The organism is Micromonospora sp. KC723 (assembly GCF_004348595.1).
GTDB lineage: Bacteria > Actinomycetota > Actinomycetes > Mycobacteriales > Micromonosporaceae > Micromonospora.
Map to the genome: position 1 here is coordinate 26,268 of NZ_SMKD01000042.1, position 14,049 is coordinate 40,316.

The following is a 14,049-nucleotide window of genomic DNA, read 5'->3' on the forward strand; positions in this document are numbered from 1 at the left end:
GGTCAGGGGTTCATGAGACGTAGGGGCGCGCGGCGCGTGCGTCGCGTAGTGCCAGGCCCCACCACGTGAGCTGGTCGAGCATCGTTCTCGCCGCTTGGCGACGGCGGTCGGTGTCGAAGGACTGCGCGTCGAGAAGGTCGACGCCGACGCCGTTGCGCATCGTCACGACGTGGAGCTCGACGAAGATGGCGCGCAGCTGTTCGACCGCGTAGACCCCTTCCGAGTGGCATCCGTAGGAGACGAAGCCGGCCGGCTTCGTCCGCCATTCGTCGTAGGCGCAGTCCAGTGCCTGCTTCAGCGAAGCGGGAAAGCTCCGGTTGTACTCCGGCGTGACCACCACGAAGGCCTCGGCCAACCGGATCCGATCGGCGAAGGCGACCATGGTGGCCGTCGGCCGGCTCGGTAGCTGGGCGGGGAGGGCGAAGTCCAGCAGGTCCACGACGTCCACCTGAAGGCTCTGGCGCTCGCGTGCCTGGCGCGCGAACCAGTCGCCGACGGTGTCGCCCACGCGCCCTTCGCGTGTGCTGCCGACGATCACGGCAACCCGCAGGGGTGACGCTTGGACGGTGGCTCGCATCCAGTCCTCCTTTCCGGTCACACCCTTGAGGCGCCAGAAAGGTGCTAGATGGTCGCTAGGCGAGCGCCTGGCGACCCGCTGCGCGGCGATGACCGGGCCGAAGCTGCGAGTTGTCCGTGCCGGCCACCGGACGCCAGGTCGTGGAGGCCAGGGCTCGCTGCCGATCCGACCCGCGAACCGGCACGGTCACAGCTGCCAACGCACCTCGTTGTCCGTCAGGTAGCGGCAGGTCGTCCCGGTCGACACGGTGGACCGCAGGTGCGCGGCCAGCGCGGGATGGCGGCTGTCCAGCTTGCGGAGCACGTCATGAATGCGGGCCGTTACCGCCTTGCGTGCGCGTTCGACCTCGCTGCCGAGCCGGCGGCTACGCCCACCCAGGGCCGCCGCGTCCTGCAGATGCCGCAGCAGGGTCTCACGCTCCTCGTCGAGCTGAGCGGCCCGCCGGTCGTCGTGTCGCTCGAGCGCATGCTCGATCTGCTCCTCGAGCTGGGACAGGCGCCGCTTGTACTGCAATTTGGCGGTCTCGTCCAGCACGGGATCGCCGCCGAGGCTACGAGCGGCCAGGACCACCTCGCCGCCGTCCGGACTGAGCAGCTGCACGGCCGGCACGTCGACGCCCGGTCGGCTGATCAGATAGTGCAGGTCGCGCAGGCCCTTGGCGTCGTTGAGCTGCACCGTACGGCCGTCGAATCCCAGCTTCCACACCGACCCGTGACGGCGGAACTCACCCGCTGGACATGCGGGAACGCGTTGCTCGTGCTGCTGCGCCTGGTGCACCACGTGCCGCATGCCGATGGCGGCCGCGTCGGCCGCGACCTCGTCGAGCAGCCGCCGAGCGGCGGCGACATCCGACGGGTCGCCGCGGGCCAGCAGCGCCTGTCCCAACTGCGCGCGCGCCATGATGGACCAGGGCCGCGCCTGTAGCCGGTCGGCGGAGCGGTACGCCGAGGTCAGCATGTCGACCGCCGCCGACCATCGCTGCTGCGCCGCATGCACCATGCCGAGCCAGAGGTCGACAGGACCGCTGATGTCGGATCCGTACAGCGAGACAAGCCACTGGCCGGGGAACGGTGCGAGAGCCGCGCGAGCCTGCTCGCACAACAGGGGGTCCTGCGAGAGCGCGGCGGCATGGGCCAACAGACGCAGCCGCAGTGGCTCGGCGGTGCGGGGCACGTTGTGCTCCTCGCCCTCGGTACGCGCGAGGTACCGGAGGGCGGGACCCGGATCGCCCTGTTGTACTGCGGACACCGCCTGCAGCAGGTCGGGGTACGGGTGGCCCTTCCGGTGCAGGCTGTCGTGCAGCGCGTCGAGCTGCCCGAACTGACCCTGGAGCAGCCAGAGGGACCAGCGCAGATGCTCGCCCACGTACGGCACGTCGAGGTTCACCTCCGCTTCGGCCGAGCGCAACGCCTGATCCAGGAACGCCTCGGCTTCGTCGAACCGCCCGGTGTGGGTACTGACGATGCTGCGGTCGATGTAGGAGGCGTTGGTGTAGCGGGCGAGCGGCTCTCGCTCGGCCATCGCCACGAACGCCCGATAGTGGTCCAGGTAGCCGGAATCGCCCTGCTCCAACCAGGCCACCCAGCGCAGCGAGGCCGCGAAGTATTCCAACTCCCGGTCCCTGCGGCGGCGGGCCACGGTCACCAGTTCGTCGATGAGACTCAGTCTTTCGGGCGCCGAGCCGAGGCCCGATCGCGTCGTGCCACGCCCACAGGCCGAACGCCAGCGCCTCGTCGTCCTCCTCACGTCGGGCCAGTGCGGTGAGCTGCCGGGCGAGCTGATCCGGTGATGCGTCCGCCAGCGGTTCCGCGCCGTCGGCCAGCCCGGCGTGGGCCTCGGTGAGCAGGTCCAGGGTCAGCGAAGGCTGGTCGCCGCTCTGCATGCCGATGCCGTGCAGCACGAGCGCGGTGCGGGCGAGCAGCTCCAGATCCTGCCCGCCGCGTGCAGCCGCGGCGACCTGCCGGAAGATGTCCCACGCCTCCTCGCGCTCGCCGAGACGGTGCAGTTCCTGGGCCAGGTCTAACCGGACGACCGCCCGGCGGCGCTCGTCACCGCCGTCGACCAGCTCGAGGGCACGGCGATAGTGCCCGACGGCCTCCTCGATGGCCAGCCAGGTGCCCGCCTGGCGCGCCGCGGCAAGCAGCAACTCCAACGTCCTGGATCGGTCGAACGCGTCACCGGCGAGGTAGGCATGCCGGGCCAGTTCCGCGGCACGGGCACGGTCGTCATCCCCCGGGCGGTCCAGTGCCTTGACGACCTCGGCGTGCATGCGACGCAGCTCCGCCGGGGGCAGGGCGTCGTGCAATGCCTCCCGTACCAGGTCGTGGGTGAACGCGAACTCGCCCGCACCCTGGGCGACGACGAGCCGGGCCAGCACGGCCTGGTCGAGCAGCCGGTCGACCTCGGCGGCCGGCATGCCGGCGGCGCCGGCGAGAAGCTGGCGGTGGAACCGCCGTCCGAGCACCGCGGCGGCGGTCAGCAGGTGCGTGACCGGTGGGGGAAGCAACGACAGCCGGGCCCGGACCGCGTCGGTGACCTGGGGGGCCACGGTGGTCACCGATCCGACGCTGCACCAGAGTCGGGCGGTCTGCTCGACGAAGAAGGGATTACCTCCGGTACGTCGGAAGACGGTGTCCACCAGCTCCGGCTCGGGTTCCCGGCCCGCCGTGCGGGCCATGAGCTCGCCGACCTCGGTGCGGTCCAACCCGGTCAACGTGATCATCGTGGCTTTGGCGGACAGGGCACCTAGAAGCGACTGCAGCGGATGGGGTGTCGCCTCCACCTCCACGTCGCGATAGGTGCCCATCAGCAGCAGCGGTTGCAGCCACGACTGCCGCATAGCAAACTCCAGCAGGCGCAGCGATGCGGCGTCGGCCCAGTGCAGGTCGTCGAGGATCACGATGAGAGGACGCCGTTCGGCCGCAGAGATCAACGCGTTGGTCACCGCGTCGTACAGGGCGAAGGGCTCGACCGTCTCGCTGCCGATGCCCTCGCCGAGCAATGCTCCCAGGCTTGCGCCGCCCGCCTGGCGCAGCGTCGCCCACTCGTCGTCGCCCACGGCGCGGCGCAGGCCTCGCAGCACCTGCACCCACGGCCAGTAGCCGGGGGTGCTGTCGCCTTCGGAACACCATCCGGTCAGCACCAAGGAGCCGTGCTGGCGGGCTTCCTCCGCCGCACGCGTCACCAGCGTCGTCTTGCCGATACCCGCCTCGCCGGTGACCAGCACCAGCCCACCACGCCCCCGCATGGCGCCGGCGATTCTGGCCCGCAGCGACCCGGCCGGGTGACCGCGGCCCAGGAGCGTCGGCGGCGTGGTGGAGTCCATGGCAACCCGACGGTACCGACTGCGTCCGACATCCGGTGCCCGTGGGACCTCCGACTGCTCCACCGGCGCGGTGACATGATCGCAGCGACCTCCGCCGACGGGTCCTCACTCCGACGAGGCGGATGCCTCCTCCGAGACCTCCAGCACCGCCACAGACCAGGAGAAACCGCCACCGGCGCCGACGAGGGCGCAGAGTTGCCCGGCCCCCAGCCGGCCGGTGCGTCGCAGGTGCGCCAGTCCTGCTATCTGATCTCCGGCGCCGAGGTGGCCGATCGTGCTGCCCCAGTCCCAGGTGGTCTGGTCGCTCGAGATGTCCAGCGGCTTAGGAACTGGAACTCGGTCTTGGGCCGGCCGCAAACGCAACACCGGCCTGACCGTCATCACCCAGGACGCCGCCGACGGATCTGCTGTGGTGCTGGGTAGCCGTGGTACTGGTCGAAGGCGTTGATGACCCGCCAGGCGAATCCGTGGAACGTCGAGACGTCGATGCGCTGCAGGTACGGGCTGATGACTCCGCCGGCGCGGTTGATCACCTGCGCCACGGCGGTGCGGGAGAACGACAGGAACAGCACTCGGCCTGCGCCGGGAGGCGGGTCCGCCGCCCGGTAACGACGGCCTCGCGGCGGGAGATCGCCCGCTGAGCGTCGGCACGCTGCAGGAAGACCCCGGCAGCGGCTGCGGCGGTGCTGGTCTTGCCGGTGCCAGCGCCGGCGAGCACCACGGTGACCGGCGCGGTGCTGTCGATCACCGCCGGCTGCTCGTCACTCGGCTTGTACGTCACGACGGGACTGCCACGCCGGGCGGTGCCACGGCCGGGATGTCGATGATCGCGGGACCGCTGTAGGAGGTGGATGCCGCGGTGGCGACGTGGTCGAGGACGTCCACGATCATCGGCGGAGGAGTCTGCGTTTCCTCGACGAGCGCGTCGAGGAACGGTTCGTGCAACGACTTCTTGTGCAGCGAGTGCTTCACGGCGTCGACGACCTTGGTATCCGGCACGCCTTCGGCTGGGTCCTGGTTGAGGAAGGCCGTGAGGGTGGCGCTCGCCGCCCGGATCGCGGCGATGTCGGCGCCGGCCAGCAGCGCGCCCTCGATGGCGGTCTTCGGTGGCAGCCGCACCACCACATGACAGCTCGCTTCGAGCTGCTTGATGGTCTGCTCTTCGGCCTTGTCACGGTCGATCAGCGCGATGACGCGAAAGCCCAGGCTGCGGGCCAGGTCGGCGACGACCGGGATCTCGCCGATGCCACCGTCCTGGCCGGTGCCGGCCGCAACGAGCCGCACCCCCACCGCCGACAGCGGCGCAGCACCGGGAAGCCGCTGCCGATCCACTGTCCCGTAGACCACGAGGTCGTGCGGCCCTTCAGTGATCGCGACCGTCGGGGAGGTCAACGCCGGCAGCAGCTGGGTGTGGAGCTGCCGCATCGCTCTGATAGCCCGCCGATCCGCCGGTCGTTCCAAACGGTGCCAGGCCCGGACGCCGCCGCGGCGGGTGAGCCGAACGAGTTCTTCCGGCTCAAATGCCCGGGCGACCTCGGGCCGGCGCGTTGACAGCCACAGCTGTCCGGCGCTGGCCCGGAGCCGGGCGGCGAGGTGCTCGGCGTTGGCGGTGTCGAGCTGGTCCCCGAAATCGTCGGCGAGGATGACCGCGCCGGGCGCGGTCGCCAACATGATCGCCTCCGCGACGCCGAGCATGGCCGCAGCCGTGCTGCCATGACTCGCCAGGGCCAGCGGGCTGGCCGCGTCCAGGTGCACTGTGGGTTGCAGGGTCCGCAGCGTGAAGTTCACCGTCGGCTGGACGATCACCGCCATCGACGAGACGGCGATCGCCGGCCTGCCCGAACATGCCTGGACCGACGGTCTGCGGCAGGACGGCACCGCCACCGACACTGCGCAGGTCGCCGAACTGACCGGCCTCAACCAGCGGACCGGCAACTGGATGACCGGGCTGCGGCTGATCGTGCGCCGGACCAGGCCGTCCGCCCGGCACGCCAAACAGCTCACCGCCCTGGAACGGGCCACCGGCTGGCGCTATCAGATCGTGGCCACCAACATCACCCGTGGTCACGGCGTTGCGGGCTCACATCAGCCGCAATGGCTCGATGCGCTCCATCGCGCTCACGCCGGTGTGGAGGACCAGGTCCGGCACGGCAAGGCGATGGGCCTGCGCAACCTGCCGTCGCAGGCCTGGACCGTTAACCGCGGCTGGGCCCTGGCCGCGAACATCGCCGCCGACCTGACCTGCTGGCTGCGGTTACTCGGCCTGCACGACCAGATCGGCCTCGCCCACGCCCACGCGACACCCTGCGCTACCGGCTGCGGCACCTGCCCGCGAAACTCGCCACCCACGCCCGCCGCCGGGTCCTGTCCATTCCCGACACCTGGCCCTGGGCCGACGCCTTCCTGACCTGCTGGCAACACCTCACCCGCCTGTCCCTGACCACCTGACCCCGGCCGACCGCCCCTACCAGCAGAAAGGCCGCACCGGTCCCGGAGACCCAGCGCGTCCGCAGCGACACGCGGCAACCCGGCACCCACCTTTAGCGGACAAAAAGGTCATACCGAAACGGACGACGAGGGATCAAAACCTCTGACGGATCGAGGCCAAGACTCGTTCCACGGCGGCGCGTTAAACGTTTCCACGTACAGCGAGACGCAAGCGTCGAGGTGCTGCTTCGTCATCGTGCTGATCACCAGCACAGGATGTCACGTTCCATCGGGCGGGTCGTGGCCGCTCGTCGGCTACGTCCGTACGTCTTCCGGAGCGACCGCATGCCACTCATACCGACTCGGAGGCGTTGCGCGCATACGCGTCAGGGTCTACCGCGGCCCTGGCGGACAGACTTCGGTGGCAAGGACCACGCTCGGAACATGGTGGAATGACAACGGACAGACTTCACTGGCAACGGACAGTGGCGAGCTGCAGGGCGAGCTTCTCGTTCTGGCCCAGGAAACGGATGGTTTTGTTGGCGAGTTGAGTTCCGGGGCCAGATCTCGCTGAGTTCGGGCGCCGGCGAGATCTTGCAGAACTCAATGAGGCTTTCCGGGTAACCGGCTGAGTGCGGTTAATGGCGGGCGCTGATCTTCGGTGTGCGGATGCGCGTCGCCGGGGGCCTGCGTGCGGACGGCCACGCGGGTCCGGCGCGGATACATGCGCCGGACGTGCTGCTGGCGACTATTCCGACGCGGCTGGCTACCAGGCGGGTGTTCGCGACGTACCTGGGAGGGGGTCCGGGCGTGACGCGGCGTCCTCGGTCGCCGTGGGCGTGCGGGACAGCCTGTTCCGCACGCCCACGGGCGGTCACATCGGCTCGCCGCAGTGGTGGGCGGGGCTGTTGGTGTTGGTCAGGCAGGCGCGGATGAACAGGCCCTTGATGTGGTCGGCGCGCATGTAACCCCGAACGCCGTTTCTTCCTTCTGTCCCGTCGTAGACCCAGTCCCGCTTGTCGGTGGGTGGGACCTTGTAGTGGATCTTGCCGTCGGTGCCCGTCCACTCCAGCCGCGGGGTGGCACCGGCGCCGTCGGCGAGGGTGTCCTCGACGTAGTAGTGGGTCCACGTGTAGTAGTAGCCGTTGCCCATCGACTTCCAGCACAGGATTGCGTCGACATAAGCGCCGCCGCCGTTGAAATGGTTGCTGGTCTTTACGTTGCGGCCGTTGGTGAAGCCCCTGTCCGCGCACGCCTGCGGAGGAGCTGCGGCGGCTGCTGCGGCGGGGAGTACGAGGCTTCCCGTGACGGCCACGGCGGTGGCGGCGAGGGCGACGGCGGTTCGGGTGAGTCTGTTCACTGGGCGGCTCCTGGTCCGGTGTGATCGCCGTCTAATGTGATTCTCCGCTTCAGCGAACGAGACAACGCCATCAGGCAGACGAAGTCTTCGATGAGCGCTTTGGCCGTTCCACGATCGAGGCTCAACGTGACATCGCCTGACCGACCGGCGACACCGAGGCGGCGTCGACCCGCACTTGCCGCAGCAGAGGCAGCACGGACAGGGCACAGGCGGCGCAGGTCCCACTGATCACTATCCAGCTCACTCGCTCGGTGAGCAGCGCGGCCGCCACCGTAGTGGCCAGCGTCATGCCGCTGTACTGCGCGGAGCCGTTGAGGGCCAAGGCGGTTCCCCGGATCTCCGGTTGGAGCTCACTGACCAGCGATGTCAGGCAGGGCTGCCCCACGCCGACTGCCGTGCCCCAGAGGATGTAGGCAACGAGGACGGGCGCCACTCGGTCGCCGAGCAATGTCACGGAGAGCACCCCGCCGGCGGCCACCAGGGCCGCGACGACCATCACCCGCCGTTTGCCGAACCGATCCGCGAGGCGGCCGCCGAACAGAGCGCCCGCCATGCTTCCCGCGCCCGAACCCATGATCGCCAGGCCGGTGTCCGCCTCGTCGAAGCCGAAGCGCTCTGCGAAAAACACTCCGATGTTGGTGAACATGCCGTACAGCCCAGCGCTCCACAGCAGGGTGGCGGCTAGCACAAACAGCACCGCCGGGGTCCGCACGGCGCCGCGCAGGACACCCAGGTAGACGCCCATGACTCCGGTGGCCACCCGCTGCTCGCGCAACGGCGAGGCCATCACCGGCAACATCGCCAAGGCTGAGAGAAGCACCACCGCCGTGGCGCTGGCGATGAGGAAGAACGCCGCCCGCCAGTTCGTCAGGTGGGCCAGGTACGACGCGAGCGGGGCGCCCAGCACCGAGGCGCTGAGAAGGCCGGCGACGACCTTGCCGATGGCCCTGCCGCGCTCCTGGAATCCGTGAGTGTCCGAGACCATCGCATAGACGGATGGCATGATCATCCCGGCTCCCGCGCCGGACACCGCACGCACGGCCAACAGGAACGCGAAGGTGGAGCCGACTGCGGTGAGGATGTTGCCCAGGATGAACGTTGCCAGGCCGGACACCAGCACTATCCGGCGGCCCCAGCGGTCCGACATGGCGCCGAACAGTGGCGCGGAGACGGCGAACAGCAGGGCATACATCGTCACCAGCAAGCCACCGGAGCGAGGGTCCAGCTCGGCGGATCTCGCAATCTCCGGAATGAGCGGCACCACCATCATGGCGTCGAAGCCGATGAGGAACGCGCTGGCTGCTTCGCCGGATATGTGCGTCGCTGCGTGAGCTACGGCATCGGATCCCTCACCCCAGTCACCGACAACGTCCCGGCCACCCCGGAGATGTGCGACCTGCACGGTCGGGCCCTGGAACTGACCGGCCGGCTGGTGACCCGAAGCCAGCTCGCCGGAGCCGTCCGCCAGGACGTCACCGCAGCCGATGTCTGGTCCCTGCTGACTCAGCTCGGCCGGCAGAACGCCTGGCTAACGCGACAGGAGGACGACCTCATGCGGCAGCGGCTGCTCACGATCACGCTGGCTGGGCTGCGACCGCAACCTGATCAGGACCCGTTGCCGGGCGAGCCGCTCGACACCGCGCGCTACAAGGAACTCTGGCGCGTCGCCGAATGAACGGGCAGGGCCTCGCCTGTACGCAGAACCCGTGCGGGATCGGACTTGAAAGCCGCACCTGGGCCGCAGCGGTGGTGGTAGAAATAGTTGTGGGGCTCACGCATTCGCCGTCACCGCCGCGGCACCGCTCGGAGCGCATTCGGCCGAGGATCTCGACCGGCAGGTCACGCAGCAGCCAGGCGATGCGCGGTGCCTCGTAGTCGGCGTCGAGCACGATCAGGATGTCGAAATCTCCGGGCAGCCACTGCCCGCGTCGATCAGGCGGTCGACGAGTTGGCGGATCTGTGTACAGGTGATCGTGGTGGGCTTGGCAAACCCGGGCGCTCGCCGACTGTCCTATAGAGAGTCGGTTCCGTCTTGTTCCGGTCGGTCATGTCCTGTGCCGGTCACGTCCTGGACCGATCGGGACAGGACACAGAATTCGTTTCCCTCGGGATCGGCCAACACGGTCCAGGTGGCGCCCGGTCCTTGGCCGACATTGACGTGCCGCGCGCCGAGTGCCAGTAGCCGGTCGACCTCCGCAGCGGCCGTGCTGCCGTCGGCGCGCAGGTCGAGGTGCAAGCGGTTCTTGACAGTCTTGTGCTCCGGCACGCGCAGCACATCGGTGGCGGGCCAGACGTTGTCCGCCGGGGCGATGCTGATGCTGCCGTCCGTGCTCTCCTCGACGATCCGCCATCCGAGTACGGCGGCCCAAAAGTCCGCGACGGGGCGCGGCTGGAGTGCGTCAATGGCGATTACCGAGATGCGACTGGTCCTCGTTGCGGAGTACCCACACCAGTCATGGATCAACACGCTGGTCATCCTGAGCTGGTTGGCGCGATGCGGGGTGGGTGCCAGCCGCGCACGCACAGGCCCGCACCGGAATGAGAACAGCAGCGCACCGAACGCCTACTGCCGGAGGAGCAGGCGGGCCGAGCCGGTCACACTGGCGCCGCCGGTGATCTCGACGAATCGCCTCGAACAGCTCCACACGGGACCGGGCCACAAAAGGCCTCTCCACTACGGAGAGTTGATCCGTCCACCAAAGGCCCAGTGGGGCTAGTTCAAGCCGTCACAGGCTTCGATCAATCTCCGCGCCCGGGCCAACTCAAGCCGTCCGGGTGGGGCCGAGCCGGACCGTCAAAATCAACCTTCCGACGGCGGACCGCGCCGCAGGTCGCTCCGAGGCCTACCGCAGATAATAAGCGGTTATCTGCGGTAGCGATCAGGGGCCGTTGGGGAGCCGGTCGTAGTGAAGCGTCACGGCGTCGGCGGCCAGGAGGACGCGGAGCGCTTCGACCGGGGCGCCGGTCTCGTCGCGGGTGGCGCGCCAGAGGTCGTGGACGACCGCGCCCAGGGTCAGGTCGAGTGCTTCCCGCTCGGCGGGGAGGTACCGGGCACCGCGGAGTAATCGCGTCGGGGAGGACGTACGAGGCCCGGAGCGCCAAGCGCTCCGGGCCTCGAGTCATTGAAGCTTCAGTGAAGTTCCGACTGGACCTCGGTCAGTCGAGGCCTTCGATGATGCGGAAGTCGCGCTCGAAGCCGTCGGGGAGTTCGGCCAGCGCCTCCTGGTAGGCCGCGCTCGCGCGTGCGGCGACCGCCTGTTCGAAGCTGTCGAACTCGATCAGGACGACGCGCTCGGCGATTCCGGCTTCGTGTGCGTCGACCCGACTGCCGACGCTGGCGAGCACCCGCCCGCCCGCGGCCGCGACAGCTAGACCTGCCAGTTCGTTGTAGACATCAAGCTTCGCGGGGTCATCGATGGTGGGGTAGACGCTGACCCAGTAGCCCTTGGGCATGGAACCTCCAGTGTTGGGATGAGTGCTTCGGATTCCGAAGCACTGCCGCGATGTGCGATACTGCCGCTTCGGAATCCGAAGCGCAAAGTTGACGGAGAGTCATGAACGCGTCGCCGACGCCCATGCCGGGCCGGCCAGTCCGCGGTTCCACCACGGGCCGATCGTTGATGGCGGCACTGGACCTGTTCGGGCGCCGCTGGACTCTGCGCATCATCTGGGAGCTGGGGAACGAACCGCTCGGTTTCCGGCTGCTGCAGCGGCGCTGCGACGGCATGTCGTCAAGCGTCCTGCGGCAACGGCTCACAGAGCTCCAAGAGGCTCGGCTCGCCGAGGTGCTGCGCGACGGCAGCTACACCCTCACCCCGCTCGGCCACGACGCCCGCGAGGCCCTCGGTCCGGTCATCGAGTGGTCGCTGCGGTGGGCTGCCGAGCTTGCCGACGCCCCGCCCACTGCCGCCGAGGATGCCGGAGACAGCCAGCGCAACCGGTTCTGACAGCGGTTCGCGCGCGAGACACCTCAATTTCGGCTCGTAACCACAGGTCTGGAGACCACGGAGCATGACAGAGTTCCCCTCACAGGCGGCGCGAACCGCCGTCGCCGCTGCCCTGGCCGAGGATGAGTCGGGCCAGGACATCACCACCGCGTGGAGCGTTCCCGAAGGCCTGGCGGCCGTGGCCGAGATCCGCGCCCGGCAATGCGGCATCGCCGGCGGTCTCCCCGTGGTCGCCGAGGTCTTCGCCCAGGTCGACCCCGAGGTCACAGTGGAAGCGCTCGTCCCCGACGGCGCCCGGCTGACCGGCGACGATGTCCTGGTGCGCCTGTCCGGCTCGGCGCGCAGCCTGATCACCGGGGAGCGAACGGCGCTGAACTTCCTGCAACGCATGTGCGGCATCGCGACGCTCACCGACCGCTACGTCCAGGCCGTGGCCGGGACCGAGGCGCGCATTCTGGACACCCGCAAGACGGCGCCGGGCCTGCGCGCCCTGGACAAGTACGCGGTGACCGTCGGCGGCGGCCGCAACCACCGGCTCAACCTCGCGGCGATGGTGCTGCTCAAGGAGAACCACATCGCCGCGGCAGGCGGCGTCACCACCGCGATCGACGCGGTCCGGCGCGGGATGGCGCGCACCGGGCAGGAGGCGGAGACCGATGTCGAGGTGCAGACCGTGGCGCAGGCCGTGGAGGCCCTCGATGCCGGGGCCCGCTGGATCATGCTCGACAACATGCCAGTGGCCGACATCGAAATGGTCGTGAAAATCCGGGCCGAGCGTGCCGACGCCTCCCTGATCATGCTGGAGGCCTCGGGCACCGTCCGTCTGGACAGCGTCCGCGCCATCGCCGAGACGGGAGTCGACCTCATCTCGGTCGGCGCGTTGACGCACAGCGCGCCCGCGCTGGACCTGACGATGCTGCTGACGACCGACCCGGTGCCATGCCTGAGGTAGTGGTCATCGACGCGTGTCAACGGCAGGGCCGGGGCGGCAGCCCGACCGCTGTTCTCGACGAAGCGTTCACCGACGAGGAGCGATGCCGCATTCCCGGGGAACCGGGCACTTCGCACGCCGTCTTCATCCGTGCCACCGGAGTTGAGCGCGCCGTCCCTCGTACTCGCTCCGGTTCTTCACCGCCGAAGGCGAACTGCCATCGTCATCTACTCCAACGCCTGCGACATCACCGCCGCCGTCAACCAGCTCGCGGCCGAGGGCCACCCCGGTCGACCCCGAAGACCTCGCCACCATCTCGCCCTACATCACCGAGCACATCCGCCGCTTCGGCGTTGGTGCGCGACTTGCCGGAGATGAACTGTCCCCGCCCGGCCCGCTTCGCTGTCGGCCGGCGGACGCGGATCTCGGTGGCGTCCATCAACGCCGTCGCCCGCATTTGGTCGAGGTGGGCGATCACGGCGGCCAGGGTCTGCAGCCGCACGCCGCCCTGCACTCTGCAGCCGCGGGCAGCAAGCAGGGGCCGGATCTCGTTGACGGCGCGGGTGATGGTCGAGCGGTCGACGCCGAACCAGGCCGCCAGCACGTCATGGGTGACACCGTGACGCAGACACACCAGGGTGGCCAACAGTCGGTCAACGAAGACCAGCTTGTATCGGGCGCCGGCGCCGACGGCTCGTTGCCGCGTCCGGGTGGTCAACCGGGCCTGCTGCCGATCCTGCCAGACCGGGCCGAGCTCGGCCACCAGACCTGCGATCACCCCGACGGACAAGCCCGTCACCCGACGCCGAGCGACCACAGTGGATCAGTCCATCGGAAGATAATCCACTAGGCATTTACAACCATGCACGAGGTCGTTAGGCTGGCTACCTTCTGCGCCTGAGGTCGTCGAGGAGACGCCCGATCACCGCCTCCTCATGGATGGCGGTGGCGGTTTCCGCCATCGCGCTGGAGAGAGCCGGATCCCATGGAGTCTCGCTAGCACGGCCGGTGAGCGGTTGCTGCGGCGTCCCCCGCTCAGTGGCCTGTGCGACGGCCCAGCGATAGTCGGCAGCCATGAATTGCCAGGGTTGGGCGTGGTACCGCCGCATAATGCGGTCGGCAATGGCGATGCCGGGCCAGTCGAAGTCTCCGTGATAGAGCAGACGCACGTCCGGCGACTCCATGACGGCGTCGAGGAGGGCGAGGGTAACGGTGGTGGGGTTGCCCATCGTGCAGACGATCGCCGCAGCAGCACCGACATCTGCCGCAGCCTCTAGGACCCGCGGATTCTCACAGACGTGAACGGTCTGAGGGGCCAGACGCAGGGGAGCGAGGCGGCGGATTTCCCGAAGCGTTAAGGCGTGTTTCAGAAGTCGTGGTGGCCGGTGAAGGTTACGGCGTGGCGGTGATCGATAACTGAAGAGGTCTCCGGTATCTGGTTCTGCGACCAAGCAAGAACTTCATACCGGAGACCTCGTGGCC

16 protein-coding genes and 1 pseudogene are annotated in these 14,049 nt (G+C 69.0%); 5 read left to right on the forward strand and 12 right to left on the reverse strand.

Translation table 11 applies throughout. The features are described 5' to 3' along the window. Nucleotides 1-10: 10 nt before the first annotated feature. The 6 genes and pseudogenes from E1165_RS12355 to E1165_RS12380 all read right to left on the reverse strand — a co-directional run bounded on the left by E1165_RS12355 (nucleotide 11) and on the right by E1165_RS12380 (nucleotide 5,597). Nucleotides 11-577 carry an NADPH-dependent FMN reductase gene (locus E1165_RS12355; protein ID WP_132390907.1) on the reverse strand — a complete coding sequence of 189 codons (567 nt, stop codon included), beginning with the start codon at nucleotides 575-577 and terminating at the stop codon, nucleotides 11-13. Nucleotides 578-763: 186 nt separating this feature from the next. Next, nucleotides 764-3,848, reverse strand: a pseudogene (locus E1165_RS12360) (AAA family ATPase). Between the two features lie 159 nt (nucleotides 3,849-4,007). Then, entirely contained in the window at nucleotides 4,008-4,268 is a 261-nt protein-coding gene (locus E1165_RS12365; protein WP_243704727.1) for a 3-oxoacyl-[acyl-carrier-protein] synthase III C-terminal domain-containing protein, read from the reverse strand. Nucleotides 4,269-4,282: 14 nt separating this feature from the next. Continuing rightward, nucleotides 4,283-4,444 carry a hypothetical protein gene (locus E1165_RS12370; RefSeq protein WP_165945202.1) on the reverse strand — a complete coding sequence of 54 codons (162 nt, stop codon included), beginning with the start codon at nucleotides 4,442-4,444 and terminating at the stop codon, nucleotides 4,283-4,285. Next, complete coding sequence (locus tag E1165_RS12375; protein WP_132390912.1) at nucleotides 4,432-4,683, reverse strand: PhoH family protein; 252 nt, start codon at nucleotides 4,681-4,683, stop codon at nucleotides 4,432-4,434. Before E1165_RS12375 ends, E1165_RS12370 begins: the two co-directional genes overlap by 13 nt. Continuing rightward, complete coding sequence (locus tag E1165_RS12380) at nucleotides 4,680-5,597, reverse strand: hypothetical protein (protein ID WP_207916858.1); 918 nt, start codon at nucleotides 5,595-5,597, stop codon at nucleotides 4,680-4,682. Before E1165_RS12380 ends, E1165_RS12375 begins: the two co-directional genes overlap by 4 nt. A gap of 82 nt (nucleotides 5,598-5,679) precedes the next feature. Here E1165_RS12380 and E1165_RS12385 point away from each other — a divergent pair, with 82 nt between their 5' ends. Then, entirely contained in the window at nucleotides 5,680-6,309 is a 630-nt protein-coding gene (locus E1165_RS12385; protein ID WP_243704728.1) for a hypothetical protein, read from the forward strand. An 894-nt stretch (nucleotides 6,310-7,203) separates the two neighbouring features. Here the strand turns inward: E1165_RS12385 and E1165_RS12390 are convergent. After that, nucleotides 7,204-7,689: a hypothetical protein gene (locus E1165_RS12390; protein WP_132390916.1), complete on the reverse strand. Its 486-nt coding sequence runs from the start codon at nucleotides 7,687-7,689 to the stop codon at nucleotides 7,204-7,206. Between the two features lie 121 nt (nucleotides 7,690-7,810). Continuing rightward, nucleotides 7,811-9,091, reverse strand: coding sequence for an MFS transporter (locus E1165_RS12395; RefSeq protein ID WP_256370661.1), 1,281 nt, complete (start codon nucleotides 9,089-9,091; stop codon nucleotides 7,811-7,813). Here E1165_RS12395 and E1165_RS12400 point away from each other — a divergent pair. Then, nucleotides 9,017-9,364: a hypothetical protein gene (locus E1165_RS12400; protein WP_132390920.1), complete on the forward strand. Its 348-nt coding sequence runs from the start codon at nucleotides 9,017-9,019 to the stop codon at nucleotides 9,362-9,364. The two genes, E1165_RS12395 and E1165_RS12400, sit on opposite strands and share 75 nt — an antisense overlap. A gap of 336 nt (nucleotides 9,365-9,700) precedes the next feature. On the opposite strand, the gene E1165_RS12410 is transcribed toward E1165_RS12400, so the two are convergent. Then, nucleotides 9,701-10,165: a VOC family protein gene (locus tag E1165_RS12410; RefSeq protein ID WP_165945203.1), complete on the reverse strand. Its 465-nt coding sequence runs from the start codon at nucleotides 10,163-10,165 to the stop codon at nucleotides 9,701-9,703. 430 nt (nucleotides 10,166-10,595) lie between these two features. On the opposite strand from E1165_RS12410, the gene E1165_RS28945 reads away from it, so the two are divergent. Beyond that, nucleotides 10,596-10,754 carry a hypothetical protein gene (locus E1165_RS28945; protein WP_165945204.1) on the forward strand — a complete coding sequence of 53 codons (159 nt, stop codon included), beginning with the start codon at nucleotides 10,596-10,598 and terminating at the stop codon, nucleotides 10,752-10,754. Nucleotides 10,755-10,845: 91 nt separating this feature from the next. On the opposite strand, the gene E1165_RS12415 is transcribed toward E1165_RS28945, so the two are convergent. Beyond that, complete coding sequence (locus E1165_RS12415) at nucleotides 10,846-11,142, reverse strand: DUF1330 domain-containing protein (RefSeq protein WP_132390922.1); 297 nt, start codon at nucleotides 11,140-11,142, stop codon at nucleotides 10,846-10,848. Between the two features lie 167 nt (nucleotides 11,143-11,309). Between E1165_RS12415 and E1165_RS12420 the strand changes: the two genes are divergently transcribed. Together E1165_RS12420 and nadC are read left to right on the forward strand one after the other, a co-directional pair. Further along, nucleotides 11,310-11,636: a helix-turn-helix domain-containing protein gene (locus E1165_RS12420; RefSeq protein WP_243704729.1), complete on the forward strand. Its 327-nt coding sequence runs from the start codon at nucleotides 11,310-11,312 to the stop codon at nucleotides 11,634-11,636. Between the two features lie 64 nt (nucleotides 11,637-11,700). Further along, complete coding sequence (gene nadC / locus E1165_RS12425; protein ID WP_132390926.1) at nucleotides 11,701-12,588, forward strand: carboxylating nicotinate-nucleotide diphosphorylase; 888 nt, start codon at nucleotides 11,701-11,703, stop codon at nucleotides 12,586-12,588. Nucleotides 12,589-12,826: 238 nt separating this feature from the next. On the opposite strand, the gene E1165_RS12430 is transcribed toward nadC, so the two are convergent. Both E1165_RS12430 and E1165_RS12435 read right to left on the reverse strand, forming a co-directional pair. Beyond that, entirely contained in the window at nucleotides 12,827-13,357 is a 531-nt protein-coding gene (locus E1165_RS12430; protein ID WP_207916860.1) for a transposase family protein, read from the reverse strand. Nucleotides 13,358-13,451: 94 nt separating this feature from the next. Continuing rightward, nucleotides 13,452-14,018, reverse strand: coding sequence for a DUF2399 domain-containing protein (locus E1165_RS12435; protein ID WP_207916861.1), 567 nt, complete (start codon nucleotides 14,016-14,018; stop codon nucleotides 13,452-13,454). Between the last annotated feature and the right edge of the window lie 31 nt (nucleotides 14,019-14,049).